Genomic DNA, 19,293 nt, shown 5'->3' on the forward strand with positions numbered 1-19,293 from the left:
CCATATCGTCATGGGGGCTGAGAGAACATCTCAGCCCCATCTTTCTAACCATAATAAAATATGGAGCACGCCTTTTGTCCTGGCGGTCATTACGGTCCTCATCCTGGGCGTAATCTCTCTATTTACGGGCGTCTACGATATTTGGGGTCAGGAGGACGGCTGGGAAATGTTCTGGATTACCCGGGTTCCGCGGACGATTGCGCTCATGCTGACCGGTGCCGCCATGGCGATGTCCGGGCTGGTCATGCAGCTGGTGACTCAGAATCGCCTGGTAGAGCCCACAACAACCGGAACGATCGAATGGGCGGGTCTGGGCCTTCTGGTCGTATATGTGCTGATTCCTGCGCCAACCTTGGTTGAGCGGATGACCGGTGCCATTTTGTTCTCCTTCGTCGGCACGATGGTTTTCTTTCTATTCTTGAGGCGGGTGCGGCTGCGTTCGTCCTTGATTGTGCCTATTATCGGGCTTATGCTGGGCGCCGTCATCTCGGCGGTCTCTACGTTTATGGGTCTGTTTTTTCAGATGCTGCAGGTCATTGAAGGATGGTTCGTCGGCTCTTTCGCAGCGGTACAGGCGGGAAGATATGAGTATCTATGGATTATTGTCATCATTACGATCCTGATCTTTATCTTTGCTAACCGGCTGACGCTGGCAGGCTTGGGAGAGGATGTGGCGACGAGTCTCGGGCTGAATTATAACCGGCTTATTATACTAGCGAATGCGTTGATTGCGGCGGCGGTGGGCATTGTGGCTGCGGTGATCGGTAATCTGCCCTTCCTGGGATTAATTGTGCCGAACATCGTCTCGATGTTCCGGGGGGATGATCTCAGAAGCAATCTGCCGTGGGTATGTGTGCTGGGCATGGGCACCATTATGCTGTGTGACATTATTTCGCGCACGATTATCATGCCGTTCGAGGTACCGGTGTCCTTAATTCTGGGAACATTAGGTGCGGTTGTATTTATTGCGATTTTACTGCGGCGCCGCAAACCGAGGAGGAGGCCACGATGAACACCCATGTAAATACTTCGGCCTCTCGCAGCGTCAAGGCTGCCCGATCCGTGAGCGCCTTTCGCTCCCGCAAGGAACAAAAGCGCTACTGGCTGCTGCTTACCAGCCTGATGATGCTAGGTCTGCTGTCCACTTACGGACTTCTCGTATATAACAATCCGGTGCCGGTAGACTCGCCATCGTTCATTCCGGTCGTCGAGAGAAGAATTGTCGCTGTCGTGGCGATGCTGATCGCGGCCGTATGCCAAGGGCTATCGACAGTAGCTTTTCAGTCCATTACGAACAATCGGATTATTACGCCTTCGCTGCTTGGCTTCGAAACCCTGTACTCTACGATTCAGACGAGCACGATCTTCTTATTTGGCGCGGGAACCCTGGTCAGCTTTACCGGTACCGGTCCGTTTCTGCTTCAGGTGGTCATCATGGTCTTGATGAGCTTGATCCTGTACGGGTGGCTGCTCTCCGGTAAATACGGCAACCTGCAGCTTATGCTTCTGGTCGGGATTATCATCGGGGTGGGTCTCAGATCTGTCTCCACGTTCATGAGAAGAGTGCTGACGCCATCGGAATTCGATGTGCTGCAGGCAAGGCTGTTCGGCTCGGTCAACCATGCGGATGCTGCATATTTCTCTATAGTCATTCCAATGGTTCTTCTCATTGCCGTGCTGCTGTTTGTCAGTGCAAAAAAGCTGAATGTGTTATCGCTCGGGAAGGATGCCGCCGTTTCTGTGGGCGTCAAATATCAGCCGAGCATCATCTATATTCTGATCCTGGTCGCTATTCTGATGTCCATCTCTACGGCGCTGATCGGCCCCTTGACCTTTTACGGCTTTCTGGTGGCCATGCTAAGCTATCAAGCGGCGCCGACGTATGATCACCGATATATTTTTCCGATGGCGCTGGCGGTAGGCTTCTTCGTCCTGACAACCGCATATTTCTTGATGTATCATGTGTTTGATTCGCAGGCTGTCGTCTCGGTCATTATCGAGCTGTTCGGCGGCATACTATTCTTAATCGTACTTTTAAGGAAGAGGGCGCTATGATCCAAATCAATCAGGTTAAAAAATCATACACCGATCAGGTCCACATTGGTCCTTTGAACCTTGAGATTCCCAAGGCAGGCCTGACCTCTTTAATCGGTCCTAACGGTGCCGGAAAGTCAACCACGCTGCTGATGATCGGCCGGCTTCTGAATATGGATGAAGGCCAGATCCAGGTGGCCAATATGGATGTGTCCACATCCAAATCCAAGGACCTGGCGAAGATCATTACAATTTTGCGGCAGGAAAATCACTTTGTGACGCGGCTTACCGTAAGGCAGCTTGCCGGCTTCGGACGCTTCCCGTACTCCAACGGGCGGCTCACGAAGGAGGATGAGCGGATCATCTCCAAATATATTGATTTTCTGGACCTGACCGAGCTGGAGGACCGCTATCTGGATGAGCTCTCAGGCGGTCAACGGCAGCGGGCCTATGTCGCCATGGTGCTGTGTCAGGAAACGGAATACGTGCTGCTGGACGAGCCGCTGAACAATCTGGACATTGCCCGGTCCGTGCAGATGATGCAGTATTTAAGGCATGTAGCGGACGAATTCGGCCGAACCATACTGACCGTAATGCACGATATTAATTTTGCGGCTAAATATTCCGATAGCATCTGTGCGATGAAGCATGGGCAGATTGCGGCGTTTGGTACGGTAGCGGAGATCATGAAGCCGGAGCTGCTGACGGATATTTTTGAGACGAGGATTGAGATTATTCAAGGTCCGTACGGGCCGATCGCGGTGTACTGAATGTACAGCGAGGCTCTCCACAGCCATCCCTTGAGAGGGGTGGCCTGACCCCGGAGAGGTGAGCCTCTGAAGCTTCAAAAGCGTTAAGTCCACGCCCATAAAAATCCATCACGATCCCAGGCGATGCGGCCGCCATGAAGCTTGCGAAAAGCCTTTTTGACCTCCTTGGACAGTGAGGCATTGCCGTTCTCATTGACAAAGACAAAGCTTTCCCCGAAATGCGCCTTCACATAGGCAATGGCATCGCTTTGATGCAGCTGCCCCGTAGATCTGATCTCCTGCACCATCCATGCTGCGACCTCTTGAGCGGTTGCTTCCATGCTGCTGCTCCTTTCTGGTAGAGTGGTTTTTAGTTATTCTACAGCTTCATTATATATGAAGTGCTGCAAGCAGGAACATAGATCTTTGCGAAGACAAGCACATATACGATGTTCTCAAAGACTAGAACTAGTAAAAAAGACTTATTAATACTAGATAATCAGGAAAATAAAGGTGAAATAAAGTCAAAAGTCGCAGATTTTCTTCATATTTTCGACATTTCTCTTCCATTATTCGACAATGATTGATATGATCATGGTAACTTATGCTCAATCAACCCGAAGGAGAGAAGATTTGAAATGATGCTAAAGACACAAGCACAAAAGATGAAAGCGTTATTATCCCTGTTGCTCAGTGCCATGCTGGTGCTGACCTCACTGACCCCGTTCAGCAGTACAGCACACGCAGATCGGGTGGTTTACCAGCCTCATGAGAATGTAACACCGGGGTATACTGGGCCGTTGACTTGGACGAATTATAGTGTTCCGTTTAGCCTTGAGGTTCCACAGAATGAGATGACGTATCCCTTCTTTATAGATATCGATTCTCAAGATAACGTATACACTACGAAACTGTCAGCCAGTATGACAGATTCGGCAGGAAGACCGAAAGGGAAAATCGAGAAAATTTCTAAGGACACCCTGCAAGTAGAGGATATTTCTTTTGGCCAGACGTTTAATAATCCAGTCGGTATTGCTGTAGATGCTGCTGGCAACATTTATGTGTCCGATAACAGTATTTTTAATGTAGCGTTAAACCACAATGGCAGCATTTCTAATGTAGCAAAAATTTATAAATTGCCTGTTGGCACCGAGGAATGGGAAGACATTACTCACGGGGTTAACATGCAATATGCGATGGGGATTGCGGTAGATGCTGAAGGAAATGTGTACGCTGTTGACAGCCAGTACATAGTCGAAGATGATGAGGTGCCTGTTAACCATATTTGGAAGCTTGAGCCTAACTCCGATACATGGACTACACTTCCAGGATCAGATGCTGTATTAAATAACCCACTTGATATTGCAGTAGATGGAGCAGGAAATGTATTCGTCAGTGATATGCCTGCTAGCGGTTTCATGTCCCAAACGTCTATTTACAAACTGCCGGCCGGACAGGATACCTGGCTGAATGTTACACCTGTATCTAATGGAATGAATGATATGTTTATTACCATGGGTATTCATGTTGATCCTTTTGACAACCTTGTTGTAGTAGACTTCATGAAATCAAGAGTATTAAAACTCCCTTATGAAATGAGTGCTGATCATTGGGAAGAGCTCCCATATGTCACGCGTGAGCAGTCTATGATCATGGATGTGGCTGTAGATCATTCTGGCTATACCTACGGTGTAAATTTGACAGGCTTTAATATTGTGCGTCTAATGGCAGCCATCGTTTATGACAGTAATGGAAGCACAACAGGTATGCCAGTAGTAGATTCCACGGCGTATTTCCCGGGTGAAACAGCCCTTGTGCTCGGAAATACGACGAATATGACAAAAACAGGACACTATTTCTCGGGATGGAACACGATGCCGGACGGTACAGGAACCTCATACTTGCCGGACGATAGCATCACCATGACAGAGAGTGTCACGCTATACGCGGTCTGGTCGCAGCAGCCGACGGTACCGACTCCGACTCCGGTTAACTTGGCCAGCTTGAAGCTGGATGCAGGCAGCTATAGCCTGCCGATCGGTGCTACTCACCAAACGGTGGTCACAGCCGTGTATTCTGATCAAAGCGAGCTGCAGCTCTCTAGTGGAGTAGAATTTTCATCCAGCAATACCAATGTGGCTGAGGTCAACGAATCAGGCCAGGTGCTTGCGCTTGCAAGCGGAACGACGGTGATTACTGCGGTGTATGGTGGGCAGCAAGCGCAAGCAGCCGTAACGGTTCCGGTAATTGCTCCTGTACCTGACCCTGAACCTGTTGTACCTACTCCTACACCTGCTCCTGTGAATGATACTCCAGGCAGCACGAATAACACCACTCCAGTAAACCCGGTCAATACCGGCGTGAAGATTATTGTGGATGGTGTCGAGCAGGAACAGCTGGCGACAGCAAAGAAGGACATCATTAACGGGCAATCCGTAACAAAGATCTTAGTAGATACACAAAAAGTAATGGACAAGCTGGCCCGTGAGAACAATAAGCAGCTGATCATTCCAGTTAGCGGCGACAGCCCGTCTGTGGTTGGACAATTAAGTGGAAACCTGATCCAAGCGATGGAAGACAAAGGTACAGAAATTCAAATGGTCACGGATCGTGGGAGCTATGCATTGCCGGCATCCCAGATTCAAATTAGTAAAGTAGCAGAGCAAATGGGTGTAAGCATCAAGCTTGAGGATATTCAGGTACAGATTGAAATTAAGGAAGCTTCCAAGGAGAACACCGCTCAAGTTGAGGCAGCAGCACAGGCGGGAGGGTTTGCATCCATCGTTCAGCCCATAGATTTTAAAGTATCTGCTTCCTCCGGCGCGGACGTAGTTGAAATCAACCAATTTGAAAGTTATGTTACACGGTCGATCGCCCTGCCGGATGATGTCCGTCAGGACAACATCACGACAGGTGTAGTGCTGACGTCTGACGGCAGCCTGCACCATGTGCCGACAATGGTTATAGAACAAAACGGCAAACGCTATGCGGTCATCAACAGCTTGAGTAACAGCACGTATTCTGTCATTTATAATCCGGATGAAATGCCGGATACTGCAGGCCATTGGGCGAATGCAGCTGTTAATGATATGGCTTCTCGCTTAATTGTTACAGGTGTATCAGAGACGGAATTCCGTCCCAACGCCTCTGTGACACGAGCGGAGTTTGTAGCGATGGTTCTGCGCGGCCTGGGCATTCAAGGTGCTGCCTATACGAATGCATTTACGGACATTACAGCGGATGCATGGTATGCACAAACCGTACAGGCGGGCATGAACTATGGCCTGATTAGCGGGTATGCTGACGGCTCCTTCCAGCCTCAGGCACTAATCAGCCGTCAGGAAGCTACCGTTGTGCTGTCCCGGGCAGCGGCCATTGCGGAGCTGGGCACCGCGATGGATGAGGACAAGGCAGAGCTCCTGCTGTCCACCTTCACGGATGGCAATGAAACTGCAGGCTGGGCGCGGATGAAGCTTGCAGAAGCCATTGACCTGGGACTGATTCAAGGCCGCGGCAGCAGGCTGGATGTCAGTGCCAGCCTGACCCGTGCTGAAGCAGCCGTGCTGGTACGCCGCATGCTGCAAGCAGCAGATTTGATTAACTCCTAGTATTTAGCATGATAAGAAGACCTCTCCTTTCTAGGATGAGGTCTTCTTTTTTTCGGTATAGCTTAACCTGAAATAGAAAAACCCCCGGGTCATTTGACCCCGGGGGAAGCTGGATTATGGCTTTGTAAGCTGGGCGTTTTGGTGGCCGAATTCAATTTCGTTACTGTTTAGATCGAGCACGCCATGTATGCTAAGGTTAATTACGGTATCGCTGGCAAGGTCAGCGTACCATTGTCCAAGGTCAAGGTCGACGGTATTGCTTCCGTGTGCAGATACATTAACAGTTTCAGGATTCCTAGGGAACTGATGTATTTCTTGCGTATCTATGAACTCGTAGTTCACTCTGTTCCCAGCGGATTGAGCATTCACATCCCGATTGAAAGTAATGCGCAGGATATTGTCTTGAACGTGCTCCAAGTTAACTACCTTATGGTTGAGGCGGTGTTACTACATCCAGCCTGACAGGAATAGAGAACTTGCCTGAGCCATTACTTGCAATGAGATAAATGCTGTAAGCTGTACTATACTCTGGCAGATGTCCAGTATAGATGCTAACCTCCTGATTGGCTGAAACCGGATATTGACCTGAAAAAATGGCATTTGTATCGTTATGATTGTTTCCATTTATAATCTGCTGAGGGCTCAGGGGCATCTCTTGATGATCAACGACGACAAAATAAACGGAGCTATCTTTATCGACATTGAGCAGAATGTGAAAGTTCTTGCTGTTTGCAGGTAAGCCTTGTCCCAGACGTGGGTAGCCGGAAGTAAAAGCCGGTGCATCTGGATCCTCGACGACATCCTCCATGACATCCAGGGTATAGACTAACGTCAACATTTCACTATCCTGAGATGGAGATTTGACAGCAATCGCTTTAATGATGACGTCCTCTGTGATCGAGATCGGGGCATCGTACAGCATGCTTTGATTTGTAGGTGTGCTTCCATCCTTAGTGTAGTAAATTGAAGCACCCTCCGTTGCGGATGTCAGGGTTATAAGTGTCTCTTCTGCCACAGTTCCCTCTGGAATATCAGCCGTTGGCATCGCCGCCTGCTCTAGCACCGGCGGTACAGGAGGAGTTACAGGCTCGGTAGGCACTGGAGGCTCAACAGGCACTGGGGGCTCCGTAGACACTGTAGGATTAGTAGGCACTGGAGGCTCAACAGGCACTGGAGGCACTGGTGGCACCGTTACCGGAGGCTCTACAACCGGAGGAGATACAATGACCGGAGGCTGCACGGGTACAGGCTGCACGGTTTTTTCCTCCTGCTGTTTCTTCTCTTCCTCAAGGCGCTGCTTCTCTTCTACCTGCTGTACGTAGACGTTTTTAGCTTCGTAGGAGGAAGTGACCAGCAGATCTCGGACAGCAGGAACAGTGCCGCCAAAATTGCCATCTGCGCCGTTAACCATCAATTTCTTCTCCAAAGCGAGCGCTACATAACTCTTCGCCCAATCGGAGACCGTTTCATCCTTCACGGGAGGCGTAGACAACGCTTCTTCTTTCATGTCCAAGCCCCTCACAAAAAAGGTGGCCAGCTGTTCTTTCGTGACTTCCCCGGCAGGATTGAAGCGGTCCGAGGATACTCCGTCCGTAATCCCGGCTGCTTTGATAGCTTCAATATAAGGCAGTGCATAACCGTTAGCCGGGTCATCCGCCTTTACATCCGAAAAGGAGGATGTCTTCACATTTTTATCGACTGTGAGTCCAAAAATCAAGGCAGCGACTTTTGCGAATTGAGCGCGGTTCATTTCTTCCTTCAAACCGAAAGTGCTCTCGCTAACTCCTTCAAACACACCTGCACTGATCATGGCATCGAACTTGGCTTTGGTGGCAGCATCCAGATCCTTCAGGTCCGTAAAATCTGCAGAGGATTTGGCGGCAACGGAGCCGAGAGGACCCAGGGTGAGACACAGCAGCGAGAGAAGCAGAAAACTTAACCATTTCTTCATTCCAAGCAACACTCCTTTAATGTTCAAGTGATAAGCTACTCATTGTATCGGCTATAACTGGGCCAAAATGTAGGGGGTTTAATGGATATTTACGGGGAGGAGGAGCATGGTTCACTGCTGGTTCACGAATATTTACAAATCGGAGTGTCCATGGCTGAAAGGGGGGTCGGCAGCCGCTGTGCTTTAGTTTCATGAGAAGCTTTCTTTATGATAGTATAGACATAGGCAAGCGTCGATTTTATCAGGAAAGGAACGAAAGGCATGATTTATATATGGATCGTTCTTGCAGCAGTTATTTTGGGAGCGGTGTTGTTTATGAGCCTGCATCCTGTGTTTGGGGGCAGTCCAACTCGGGGACAGGTGGCCCGGTACAGCGAGATGAAGAACTATACCGGTAACCGGTTCAGAAACCTGGAGACGACCCGCATGAGCATGAATGTCTCGGATTTATTGTCCATGACGAGGGATTCAATGATCGGGAGGAAGGAGCGTACGCCCAAGGCTGCCCTGCCCATGGTTAAGACGGATTGGAGCCGTATAGATCGTGCAGAGGATCATGTGACATGGTTTGGGCACTCCGCTTTTTTACTTCAGATGGATTCCAAGCATATTCTCGTTGACCCCATGCTCGGTATGATGGCTTCGCCGGTCTCCTTCGCAGGAAGTAAGCGGTACAGTCAGGATGTGCTGCAGATGATACACGAGCTTCCGCCGATTGATGCGGTTCTGATTACGCATGACCATTACGATCATCTGGACTATCCGTCGATCTCCAAGCTGCGGCATAAGGTCCGTCATTTCTTCGTGCCTTGTGGTGTCAGCGCACACCTAATCCGCTGGGGGGTTCCGGAGGATGCCATTACGGAATTGAACTGGTGGGAGGAGCGGGAGTTTGAGGGCCTGCGCCTTGTGCTGACACCGTCGAAGCATTTCTCGGGCAGGGGATTGCTGAATAAGGACACGACTCTTTGGGGAGGCTGGGTCATCCTGGGACAACGGACGCGCGTATTCACGAGCGGGGATGGCGGATACGGGGCTCACTTTAAAAAGATCGGGGAGACATACGGCCCCTTTGACCTGGCGCTGGTCGAAGGCGGTCAATATGATCATCGCTGGTCTTGGGTTCACATGACTCCCGAGGAGGCCGTGCAGGCAGCAAGGGATGTGCAGGGCGCGCAAATGATGCTAATCCACTGGGGGGCATTTACCCTGGCTTATCACGGCTGGACCGAGCCGATCGAGCGTGCGCTGCCAGCTGCGGAGCAGCTGAACATGAAGCTGGTTACTCCCCGGCTGGGCGAGACCATTCCTCTCATTCAGCAGGATAGAGGCGAGGCGTCCGGGTGGTGGAGAGACGTTGTAGAGAAGCCATAAACATACAATCCGATCGGATACAGCAGCACTAGCAGGAAGCTCCATTCAGAGATGAATGGGGCTTTTTGACGCGCTTTTACAGAAACCGGCCTCATATTTAACATCGCTATGACCTGAGCCTAGCTTTTTTTCACTATGATAGATGAAGTGAACGCTCACATGGAATCTTTGATATCGTCATGATCGTTGCAGTTGTGGGCAGACCAGATCAAGCAAAGGGGAAGGTGTGCAAAATGATAAATTCAAGGCTGCGCAGAAAAAGAATACTCGGCTTCATCGCCGGGCTGCTTGTGTTTGTCCAGCTTGTAGTCAGCTTTGTGGGCGTGCATGCAGCAGAGGAGAGTGCTGTCGGTCCCGATACGATTTTGATTCACCAGGTGTACGGAGGTGGCGGCAAGAGCGATACACCGATCAGCCATAGCTTTATTGAGCTGTACAATCCGACGGAAGCGCCGATCAGCCTGGAGGGCTGGAAGATAGAATATTCATCTCTACGCAGCGCGGGGAACCCCGGCACCACGGCTGGGGAATGGGTGGCGCTGGAGCTTAGCGGCATCATTCCATCACATGCTTCTTATCTAATTCGGGGGGCGGCTGAAACGACCAGTGTCAGCCTGCTTCAGATGGATTCCTTTGATCTAGATTGGACAGGCCGTTATATCGACAATGACCAATATAATGTGCGTCTTGTGAACGGCAGCGGTGGCGTCGTGGATCAAGTGACTGTGAAGGAAGCGGGTAAGGACGGGGTCGAAGGCCAGGTAATCCCGTCTATCTCCAAGCAAAAATCAATCCGGCGCATTAATTTTAACGATACAAATCAGAACAACACCGATTTCGAGGTTCTGGAATACAAAAGCCAGACGCCGGAATTCATAGCGTTACACCGTCCCCGCAGCCTGGCTGACGGAGCTTGGGGGCTGACGGCGCCGACCGAGCCAACTCCGAATCCGGTACCCAACCCGGCGCCAACTCCGCAAATCCCTGCAGTGCCAGCCGTGGGCGGAGAGCCGGCGGTCCCTGGTGGCCTATCTTACTGGGGCAGCTTCTTCACGGGCAGCCAGAATGAGGACGGTGGCGCGGCCGAAATCGTCAAGTACAACCCGGATAACGGAAATATGTATCTAGTCAACGGTAATGCTCAGACGATCGACATCATCAGCCTCGGAGATTGGAGTGCTGGCAGCGCGTCCTTTTCACTGAAGAAGCAGGTGAGCCTGAGCAGCATGATTCCCGGCTTCACCTTCGGAGATGTGACGAGCGTTGATATCCACACCGGGCACCAGCTCATTGCAGTCGCTGTTCAGGAACAGGATTACGCCAAGAATGGTGCTGTGCTGCTGCTAAATTATGATGGAGATTACGTGACCCATCTGGAGGTAGGCGTACAGCCGGATATGATTACCTTTACGCCGGACGGGCAGTATGTTCTGACTGCCGACGAAGGGGAGCCGCGCAGCGGCTACGGACCGGGAGCCGTAGATCCTAAGGGCTCGGTGTCCATCGTCGACCTGCGTGACGGCATCAACAGCGCCAAGGCGGTTCAAGTTACCTTTGAAGCTTGGGATGCAGCCCGAGCTGAGCTGGTAAATCATCAGGTTATTTTGAAAAAGAACACCCTGCCTTCTGTCGATCTGGAGCCGGAGTACATTGCGGTCGCAGATAACAGCAAAACGGCCTATGTGACCCTTCAGGAAGCCAATGCCGTCGCGGTGCTGGATATCGGGAGCATGAAGTTTACGAGCATCAAGGGACTCGGATTCAAGGATCACAGTCTTCCTGGCAACGAGCTGGACATCCACCGGAACGGCCAGATTGAAATCCATAATTACAGCGTATTCGGTGCGTACATGCCGGATGGAGCCGCTACGGCAAACATTGGCGGCGTGACCTACCTGCTGACCCCGAATGAAGGAGATGCGAGAGAGTGGGCAGAGTATGCGAACATCGGCAGCACTTCGGTAAGCGGCGGTTCCATAGATACACTGAAGAATGAAGAACATGACGGATTAGAGAATGACAAGACGTACATTCTGGGCGGTCGCTCCTTCTCCATCTGGAATGCAGAGACGCTGGAGCTGGTGTATGACAGCGGGAGTGATTTTGAAAAAATCACAGCGGAGCGCTATCCTCATCAGTTCAACGTATCCAATGACAATCTGACGCTGGATCACCGCAGCTCCAAAAAAGGGCCGGAGCCCGAGGATATTAAGGTGCTGGAGGTAGAAGGCAAGGTGTATGCCTTTATCGGGCTGGAGCGGATCGGTGGAATTATGGTCTATGATATTACGAATCCGGCTGAGGCTAAATTTTTCGATTACATGAACACCCGGGACTATAGCGCCAAGATTAAAGGAGATGTCGCGCCGGAAGGCCTGGCGGTCATTAAAGCGGCCGACAGCCCGACCGGATATCCGCTGCTGCTGGCTGCTCATGAGGTCAGCGGAACGGTCGCCGTGTATCAGCTTCATCAGGGCTATGTGGAGCCGGACAACGATGTGCGTCCGCTGAAGCTGGACGTGCAGAAGTCCACCGCATCCGGCATGTCGGTCTATCAGTATTCGGTATCACAGACTCCGGGCGCGCCTGTCTACAGCTCAGGATATGATCTTGTTGTTCAGGTGTATGAGGGTGCAGACTACACAACGCCGGGCCTGACGCTGATCAAGCACGTCCAGAACGGAACAGACATGGTTTCTGAAGAAATTCGTATCGGCCAGAACAAGAAGGTCAAGATTATGGTGGTATCCGCCGTGGACGGCGAAAACATTCAGGTGCTTGCCGATGCTTACGGGGTGCAATAAAGATGAGAAATCTACAACGAAGAGGAACAGGCATGCGCAATTGGGTCGCTGCCTTGGTGATGGTTACATTCGGCGCAGCTTGCCTGCCGCCGGCCGCCCACAGTTCAACACTTCTGCCTGAGGCAGGCGCGGTTTCGGCCCCTTTACAGGCCGTGAGCCAGGCATCCACGCTGACGCTGGAGGCTCCGGCACAAGCTGCAGCGGGTAAGGAGCTTGTCTTTTCCGGAGGGTCCCATTCCTCCGATGTTATTCTCACTGTGCGCAATACGGCAGGTGAAATACTCTATTTCGATACCGTAAAGACGTCATCGAACCAGTATCGCAGCGCGATTACCGTCCCGTCGGCTTGGGCTTCGGGTTCATACGAGGTGTCTGCTGCCTCTGGCGGCAGCCGGGTGACCCGGCCGTTAACGATCCTGGCTTCCAGCCCGCAACATCCCAACAACCCAGATACAGGCTCACCGGGCGGGTCCACGGGCAGTCCGGTCCAACCGGGATCGCCGTTCCCTTCGCCGATCCTGCCGGGACAGACCGGAGTTAGCCCGGATGGAGCGAAGGTGTTCCTTCAAGTGCCTGGAAGCCAGGTGAGCGGAGTCACGAAGGCCGTCGTCTCTGGAGATCAGATGAAGTCGCTGATTGAGCTGTGGAAGCAGGATGCCGGAAGTTCTTCCAAGAAGAGAATGCTGGAGCTTCAGCTGTCTGCAGGAGCGGCATCAGCTAACCGGGTCTCCCTGGAGCTGCCGGAAGGTACAGCCGCCTTGCTGAGCGGCAGCGGAATCCCCCATTTGTCCATCACCACGCCTCTTGCACAGCTGTCGATGGACACGAAAGTGATTCAGGCCTTCCAAACCCAGGTGCGCGGAGCCATGCAGATTGAGGTGTCCAAGATCGAAACCGCTGCAATGCCAGTCCTCGTGAAGACGGTGACAGGGAATCGGCCTGTACTTGATCTAAGCATCCGTCACGAAGGAGGCACCGTTGCCGACTTTGGCGGCGGCACCGTCAAGGTGTCCATTCCATATTCGGCTGCAGCGGGCGAAGCTCGTGACGCTCTGGTTGTATATCATATTGCCGAGAACGGCACCCTGACGGCCGTGCCAAATGGATGGTTAGATTCAACCAACGGGATGTATACCTTTGCCGTTAAGCATTTCTCGATTTATGGGATCGGGTATAACAAGCAGGAGTTCCGTGATGTTTCCGGGTGGTCGCAGAGTTATGTTACGTACCTGGCCGCGCGTGGTTTGGTGCAGGGCTATGGAGCAGACCGCTTTCAGCCTGGTTCTTCCATGACACGAGCGGAGTTCCTGAGCGTGCTCGCGAGGATGTCCGGGGACAGCCTGAGCATTGCCGGGGAGCAGCCGTTCAAAGATGTGAATGCCAGTCACTGGTATGCGGACATTATTCACTGGGCTTCCCGTGAAGGCATTGCTTTGGGCAAAGGCCCGGATACCTTCAAGCCTCATGATCTCATCACCCGGGAAGAGCTGGTCGTCATGCTGGGCCGCTATGTCCGGCATATCGAATATGAGCTGCCTGTGCCGGACGCCGAGGGCAGTCTCGAATCGTTCCGTGATCGCAGCGCGATCAGTGCCTGGGCGCAGGCGGATGTCGAGCAGCTTCAACGTGCAGGTATGATTCAGGGCACGCCGGGTGCATTGTTCCAGCCGAAGGCGGCTGCAAGCCGCGAGGAAGCTGCGAAGCTGCTGGCGCTGCTTCTGCAGGGTATGAGTAAGTAAGACAGCAAATGATAGGTCGAAATTTCACAGCCCCTCTGCACGTTCAGTCGTGCAGGGGGGCTGTGTTTTCGTTGCTTGTGAGTATTTTGTGAGTATGCCCCAGTATAATTGTCGAAATATACATGATTCTGATGTTTATTGTCGTAATAGTGCTATATAATGGAACTAAAATCAGAAGAAGAGTTACTCCTGCCGTGGAATGAATTCAAATTTAACAAAAGCGAGCTGAACACAATGGCTGAACTATCGATTATTATTCCGGTGTACAATGTGGAACGTTATATTCGTAAATGTCTGGATTCGATCCAGCAGCAATCCTATGCGGATTTTGAATTACTGCTGGTGGATGATGGCTCGCAGGACGAGAGCTTCTTCATCTGTCAGGAATATGCGCAGCGGGACAGCCGAATTTCTGTATTTCAGCAGCATAATCAGGGTCCGTCCGCGGCCCGTAATCTGGGTATTCGCCACGCGCGCGGGAATTATATTTCCTTTATTGATGCCGACGACTACATTATGCCGACGATGTTCGCGGAGCTTATTCACGGAATGAAGGAGAGCGGGAGTGATCTGGTGATCAGTCCAATGACGGTTGAGTATGTGTACTTCAAGAACAAGAGAATGCTGCGCCCCGAGCTCGCCTTTGACGGCAAGATCAGCATCTCGAAAGAACATGCTGCAGAAATTCTCTCTCTGTTTGAAACCGCACTCATTAACAGTCCCTGTGCGAGACTCTATAAAGCTAGCATCATCCAGGACTATGATATCAAGATGCCGGATGGAGTTCATTATGCGGAGGACCTTATTTTTAATATAGAGTATCTGAAATACTGCCGCTCGGTGTTTATTCTGAATCAATCCCTGTACTACTACACGAAGAAAAAAGAAGGCTCCCTCACGACCAGCTACCGCCCTCAGCAGTTTCACTCTGTCAACCTGGCACATGATAAGGCGCTGGAATATTTGCTGGGGAGCGTTGGCATTCAAGGGGAACTGGAGCCGAAGGCGTATTATATTTTCGTGCCGAATACGATCATCAGCTTCATTAATCTGTTCTATAAAGACTGTCCCCTGACCCGGTCCGAGAAGCTGGCATATATCCGCAGCATCCTGAACGACCAGAAGGTGATGGACAAGATCGATAAGGCATACAAGCCGGGGCTTCTGCCTCAATTGTACAAGACGCTGCTCCAAACCAGGCGTACCCGGTTCGTGTATTATACCTGCAAGCTATACCGCTATTACAAGCTTTCGCTTCAGGACCTCAGCAGGAGGACGTCTTGAGAAGCGTTCATTATATTTCCTGCGACGAACAGACCGGTTACGGAACGGCCGCGGCCGGTCTGATCACTGCGCTGAAGGCCGCCGGCATCAGGGTAGAGCAGACCTTGATCCGCTCCGGACGCGTGAACCGCGGCGGCATTCTGGTGCGGGAGGAGCGCTTCCCTGCCCGAGCCTCCGCCGAGGCGGTGATCATTCACACCGTGCCGGAATATTACCCGTACTGGCTGGAGAAGACAAGCCGCACGCACCCGCACGCACCGGTCTGGGGCTACACCGCCTGGGAGACCGATCGCATTCCGCCGCACTGGGCGGGACTACTGAACCGGCTGCACGGCGTGTTTGTGCCAAGTCAGTGGAACCGGGAGGTGCTGCTGGCTTGCGGCGTGGAAGTGCCGGTGGTTGTGCTGCCGCATGTGTCAGAGTTTGGTGGGGCGACCCCGCACACAGCGCCAAGTCATGATCTGCAAAAGGTGCTTGCAGAGGCGGAAGGCCGCTTTCTCTTTTATAGCATTGGCATGTGGAATGAGCGAAAGAACCAGCCTTTGCTGATCGAGGCTTTTCGGGAGGAGTTTCACCAAGATGAGAAGGCCGTCCTTCTCTTAAAGACAGACGCGTTGGACTGGACGACCTGCCGCCGCAGCTGGAAGAAGCTGTTTCTCCGGCCGACCTTTGACTCCAGCAGCTCCAGCTTGAAGAAGCTGACGGAAGCGCAGCCTGAAGGAGGACGTATACTGCATGTGACGAAGGAATGGTGTGCCGGCGATCTCGCCTGGCTGCATCAGCAGGGAGACTGCTTCGTCTCCTGCACGCGCGGCGAAGGCTGGGGTATGGGCGCGTATGAAGCCGCCTGGTACGGCAAGGCCGTTGTGATGACCTCCCACGGCGGACAGCTGGATTATTTGTCTCCGGAGGATGCTTATCTGCTGCCGTTCCAGCTGGAGCGTGTGGCCACCGCGTTCGGCAAAGGCTCCTATACCCAGGAGCAGCAATGGGCGGCGGTGGACAAGCAGGAGGTACGCAAGGTATTACGGGCAATCTATCAGGACCCGTCCCGGGCGAAGCATAAAGGCGGGCAGCTTCGGGACAAGGTGTCGCGTGCCTTCCATCCTGAGCGTATTGCCAATACATGCATAGAGGTGCTTTTTCCATGACGATGATTCCCAAGGTGTTTCACTTTGTGTTCGGCTTGAAGCCGCAGACCGAGCCCTTCCATCTCTCGCACTATATGGCGATTGCCTCCTGTATAGAGGTGAACCGGCCGGAACGGGTGTATTTTCACTATGAGCACCTTCCGTATGGGGAGTGGTGGGACCGTATCAAGGATTCCCTGGTGCTACACCCCATTCAGCAGGATGAATCTATGGCCGCCTATGATTATAAAGACCCTTCGCTTGAGCAATACCGTTATGCGCACCTGTCTGACATCTCCCGGCTGGAGATGCTGCTGGAATACGGCGGGGTGTATGCAGATATTGATACGATGTTTGTGAGGCCGATTCCGGAAGAGCTGTACCGCCATCCCTGTGTCATGGGCCATGAAAAAGTGGATCTGAACGTTTCCGCTGCCCGGGAAGCCGGCGGCTCGCTGTGCAACGCTTTGATTATGGCGGAGCCGGGCTCGCGCTTTATTCAGTACTGGCTGGATTCCATCATGCAGGAATTTGATGGCTCGTGGAGTGCGCACTCGACGTTTCTGCCGTACCGGCTCAGCCGCAGCTTTCCGGAGCTTGTTCATGTGGAGCCGGAGTCGTCCTTTTTCCATCTGGACTGGAGCCGGGAGGGCATACGCCGTCTGTTCCACCAGCAGGTGGAGCTGCCGGAGAATGTATACAGTCTGCATTTATGGAGCCATCTGTGGTGGAACAAGGAACGCAATGATTTCACGTATTTTCATGCAGGGCGATTGACGCCGCATTTTATCGCGCACGGCAGCAGCACTTACAGCGCGCTGGGACGTCCTTTTTTGCCGCAGGATGAGGTTTATGCACGGAGCGTGTATCAGAGAGAGGTCTGGAGAAATCGGGTGGAGAACCTGGCTCTTTTCTTCCGCCGCATACAGAGGGCGTGGCATGACTGAGGTGTTGAAGCTGAAGGCGCAATGCTACCGGCTGCGGGAAATTTATGCAGCGGCTCCAGCGGCGCTGAAGTCCAGGCTGCAGCTGGCACTGGGACTGGCCTGCGTCCTGCCGGCTGTGGATCTATTGATCGTATACGTGACCTACGTCCTCGTAATGACGCTGCAGGCAGAGCCTGCCGCGATGGGAGGATGGTCCTTCGGGCAAGAGGATCTGTCTGAACTCATGGGGCTGTTCATTGGGGTAACGCTCCTCAGGCAAATCCTTGAATATATTTCCGTGTGGCAGTCCCGCACCTTCACCCAGCGTTTGTACCGGGAGTATTCGAGCCGGCTGTTACATATGTACATGAATATGTCCTGGAAGGATTTCACCGCCGGGACCCGAGCCGTGAAGGCAAAGCATCTGACCGCAACGGCGCTGGACAGTGCATTTTCGTACCAGGTGTTTTTTAATTTTATCGGCTCGGTCATGAATCTGGTGCTGCTGGCGGGAACGATGCTGGTTCTGGCTCCGGGAGCGGTGCTGGCGGGGCTCGCGGTGCTGCTGCTGTTCGGCCGGCTGACGAGCCGGGTGATGAAGCCCCGGATCAACCGGGCTGCCCATGAGCATAACGTGCATGAGCAGAGCTATTATAACCGCCTGCATGAGAATCTGAATTTGTTTCGGGAGATTCGGGTATTTGGAGCCGAAAAGGTGATGGAGGAGCGGGCGGTCAAGGAGCTGGACCGGCTCAGTCAGGCCAAGATCTCCCTGTCGGTGCTGCCGCATATCCCCAAAATCGCTCTGGAATCGCTGTTCACCCTGGCCATCGGACTCGGCATTCTGTACGTTATTTCGGTCGATCAGGCTGGCACACCGCAGCTTATTGCCGGCCTGGCGTCGTTTACCATTTTGTCCCGCCGATTGATTCCGTCCATGTCCCTGCTCATTTCCTCCTACGCCGAGCTGGAAGGGACACACAGCCAGCTGAGTATCCTGAAGCAGGAGCTTGCACAAGGGGAGCAGGGAGCTGAAGCTCCTTCTCACAGCGTGTCCCTTCAAGAGCCGGAGCTGCTGAGACTGGAGGGAATTTCTTTTGCCTACGAAGACGACAGGGCGATGATGAAGCAGCTGTCTGTGAGCATCTGCGAGGGTGACCGCATTTCGATCTCCGGGGATTCCGGCCGGGGCAAAAGCACGCTCATGATGATTCTCGCCGGCTTCATCCCGCCCTCCCGGGGCCAGATGCATACCTCACGAAGTATAGAGCCGGGTGCAGGGGGGATTGCGTATGTGCCGCAGGAGACGGCGCTGCTGAGCGGGACGATTGCGGAGAATATCAGCTTTACGCAGGAGAGGGCGGATGAGCAGAGGATGATGAAGGTGCTGTCTCTGGTGAAGCTGGAGAGCCTGGTCCGAAGCTTGCCCCAGGGGCTCAACACGCTGGCCGGGGACAACGGCATCCTCCTCTCTGGCGGACAACGGCAGCGGCTGGGCATCGCGCGGGCGCTGTATCATCAGCCGCGTCTGCTGCTGCTGGATGAAGCGACCTCCGCGCTGGATGAAGAGACCGAGCGGCAGGTGATGTCCAGCATTTGTCATGCCATGGGAAAGGGCGCGGTCGTGTTCATCTCGCACCGGAAAGAAAATGCTAAAGCGTTTGCCACCCAGGTCATTGAGCTATAGAGGAAGG

At 52.7% G+C, this 19,293-nt stretch carries 13 protein-coding genes; 11 read left to right on the forward strand and 2 right to left on the reverse strand.

Annotated features, from left to right (window positions below; all coding sequences use genetic code 11):
• Window positions 1–10 precede the first annotated feature (10 nt).
• Genes JJQ72_RS11245 through JJQ72_RS11255 form a run of 3 tightly spaced genes read left to right on the forward strand, consistent with a single transcriptional unit; the run spans window position 11 to window position 2,804 of the window.
• Window positions 11–1,012: an ABC transporter permease gene (locus JJQ72_RS11245; RefSeq protein WP_243896035.1), complete on the forward strand. Its 1,002-nt coding sequence runs from the start codon at window positions 11–13 to the stop codon at window positions 1,010–1,012.
• Complete coding sequence (locus JJQ72_RS11250) at window positions 1,009–2,055, forward strand: iron chelate uptake ABC transporter family permease subunit (protein ID WP_208203723.1); 1,047 nt, start codon at window positions 1,009–1,011, stop codon at window positions 2,053–2,055. Before JJQ72_RS11245 ends, JJQ72_RS11250 begins: the two co-directional genes overlap by 4 nt.
• Window positions 2,052–2,804, forward strand: a complete 753-nt coding sequence (locus tag JJQ72_RS11255) for an iron ABC transporter ATP-binding protein (protein WP_208203724.1) — start codon at window positions 2,052–2,054, stop codon at window positions 2,802–2,804. Before JJQ72_RS11250 ends, JJQ72_RS11255 begins: the two co-directional genes overlap by 4 nt.
• Window positions 2,805–2,887: 83 nt before the next feature.
• Here JJQ72_RS11255 and JJQ72_RS11260 read toward each other — a convergent pair whose 3' ends face one another.
• Window positions 2,888–3,124, reverse strand: coding sequence for a DUF6953 family protein (locus JJQ72_RS11260; protein ID WP_138227469.1), 237 nt, complete (start codon window positions 3,122–3,124; stop codon window positions 2,888–2,890).
• Between the two features lie 297 nt (window positions 3,125–3,421).
• On the opposite strand from JJQ72_RS11260, the gene JJQ72_RS11265 reads away from it, so the two are divergent.
• Window positions 3,422–6,391: an S-layer homology domain-containing protein gene (locus tag JJQ72_RS11265; protein ID WP_208203725.1), complete on the forward strand. Its 2,970-nt coding sequence runs from the start codon at window positions 3,422–3,424 to the stop codon at window positions 6,389–6,391.
• A 427-nt stretch (window positions 6,392–6,818) separates the two neighbouring features.
• Here the strand turns inward: JJQ72_RS11265 and JJQ72_RS11270 are convergent, their stop codons facing one another.
• Window positions 6,819–8,342 (reverse strand): chitobiase/beta-hexosaminidase C-terminal domain-containing protein, encoded by a 1,524-nt coding sequence (locus JJQ72_RS11270; protein ID WP_208203726.1) that lies wholly within the window; start codon window positions 8,340–8,342, stop codon window positions 6,819–6,821.
• Between the two features lie 261 nt (window positions 8,343–8,603).
• Between JJQ72_RS11270 and JJQ72_RS11275 the strand changes: the two genes are divergently transcribed.
• The 7 genes from JJQ72_RS11275 (at window position 8,604) to JJQ72_RS11305 (ending at window position 19,286) form a co-directional block, all read left to right on the forward strand.
• A complete protein-coding gene (locus JJQ72_RS11275) occupies window positions 8,604–9,716 on the forward strand; it encodes an MBL fold metallo-hydrolase (protein WP_208203727.1) in 1,113 nt (370 codons plus the stop codon).
• Window positions 9,717–9,949: 233 nt separating this feature from the next.
• The gene (locus tag JJQ72_RS11280; protein ID WP_208203728.1) at window positions 9,950–12,520 is read left to right on the forward strand and encodes a choice-of-anchor I family protein; all 2,571 of its coding nucleotides are present in this window, start codon (window positions 9,950–9,952) and stop codon (window positions 12,518–12,520) included.
• Between the two features lie 32 nt (window positions 12,521–12,552).
• Entirely contained in the window at window positions 12,553–14,259 is a 1,707-nt protein-coding gene (locus JJQ72_RS11285) for an S-layer homology domain-containing protein (protein ID WP_208203729.1), read from the forward strand.
• A gap of 159 nt (window positions 14,260–14,418) precedes the next feature.
• On the forward strand, window positions 14,419–15,543 hold the full coding sequence (locus JJQ72_RS11290; protein WP_208203730.1) for a glycosyltransferase family 2 protein: 1,125 nt from the start codon (window positions 14,419–14,421) through the stop codon (window positions 15,541–15,543).
• Window positions 15,540–16,694: a glycosyltransferase family 4 protein gene (locus tag JJQ72_RS11295; RefSeq protein WP_208203731.1), complete on the forward strand. Its 1,155-nt coding sequence runs from the start codon at window positions 15,540–15,542 to the stop codon at window positions 16,692–16,694. The genes JJQ72_RS11290 and JJQ72_RS11295 overlap by 4 nt, the downstream gene beginning before the upstream one ends.
• Complete coding sequence (locus tag JJQ72_RS11300; RefSeq protein ID WP_208203732.1) at window positions 16,691–17,620, forward strand: glycosyltransferase; 930 nt, start codon at window positions 16,691–16,693, stop codon at window positions 17,618–17,620. The genes JJQ72_RS11295 and JJQ72_RS11300 overlap by 4 nt, the downstream gene beginning before the upstream one ends.
• Entirely contained in the window at window positions 17,613–19,286 is a 1,674-nt protein-coding gene (locus JJQ72_RS11305; RefSeq protein ID WP_208203733.1) for an ATP-binding cassette domain-containing protein, read from the forward strand. The genes JJQ72_RS11300 and JJQ72_RS11305 overlap by 8 nt, the downstream gene beginning before the upstream one ends.
• Window positions 19,287–19,293: the final 7 nt, after the last annotated feature.

Origin of the sequence: Paenibacillus sp. F411, from assembly GCF_017582705.1 — a bacterium.
Taxonomy (GTDB): domain Bacteria; phylum Bacillota; class Bacilli; order Paenibacillales; family Paenibacillaceae; genus Paenibacillus_AQ; species Paenibacillus_AQ algicola.

Excerpts from the sequence above, each read along its gene's own strand:
- JJQ72_RS11245 (WP_243896035.1), top strand. The coding sequence starts at position 11 with ATGGGGGCTGAGAGAACATCTCAGCCCCATCTTTCTAACCATAATAAA.
- JJQ72_RS11250 (WP_208203723.1), top strand. The coding sequence starts at position 1,009 with ATGAACACCCATGTAAATACTTCGGCCTCTCGCAGCGTCAAGGCTGCC.
- JJQ72_RS11255 (WP_208203724.1), top strand. The coding sequence starts at position 2,052 with ATGATCCAAATCAATCAGGTTAAAAAATCATACACCGATCAGGTCCAC.
- JJQ72_RS11260 (WP_138227469.1), bottom strand. The coding sequence starts at position 3,124 with ATGGAAGCAACCGCTCAAGAGGTCGCAGCATGGATGGTGCAGGAGATC.
- JJQ72_RS11265 (WP_208203725.1), top strand. The coding sequence starts at position 3,422 with ATGATGCTAAAGACACAAGCACAAAAGATGAAAGCGTTATTATCCCTG.
- JJQ72_RS11270 (WP_208203726.1), bottom strand. The coding sequence starts at position 8,342 with ATGAAGAAATGGTTAAGTTTTCTGCTTCTCTCGCTGCTGTGTCTCACC.
- JJQ72_RS11275 (WP_208203727.1), top strand. The coding sequence starts at position 8,604 with ATGATTTATATATGGATCGTTCTTGCAGCAGTTATTTTGGGAGCGGTG.
- JJQ72_RS11280 (WP_208203728.1), top strand. The coding sequence starts at position 9,950 with ATGATAAATTCAAGGCTGCGCAGAAAAAGAATACTCGGCTTCATCGCC.
- JJQ72_RS11285 (WP_208203729.1), top strand. The coding sequence starts at position 12,553 with ATGCGCAATTGGGTCGCTGCCTTGGTGATGGTTACATTCGGCGCAGCT.
- JJQ72_RS11290 (WP_208203730.1), top strand. The coding sequence starts at position 14,419 with ATGGAACTAAAATCAGAAGAAGAGTTACTCCTGCCGTGGAATGAATTC.
- JJQ72_RS11300 (WP_208203732.1), top strand. The coding sequence starts at position 16,691 with ATGACGATGATTCCCAAGGTGTTTCACTTTGTGTTCGGCTTGAAGCCG.
- JJQ72_RS11305 (WP_208203733.1), top strand. The coding sequence starts at position 17,613 with ATGACTGAGGTGTTGAAGCTGAAGGCGCAATGCTACCGGCTGCGGGAA.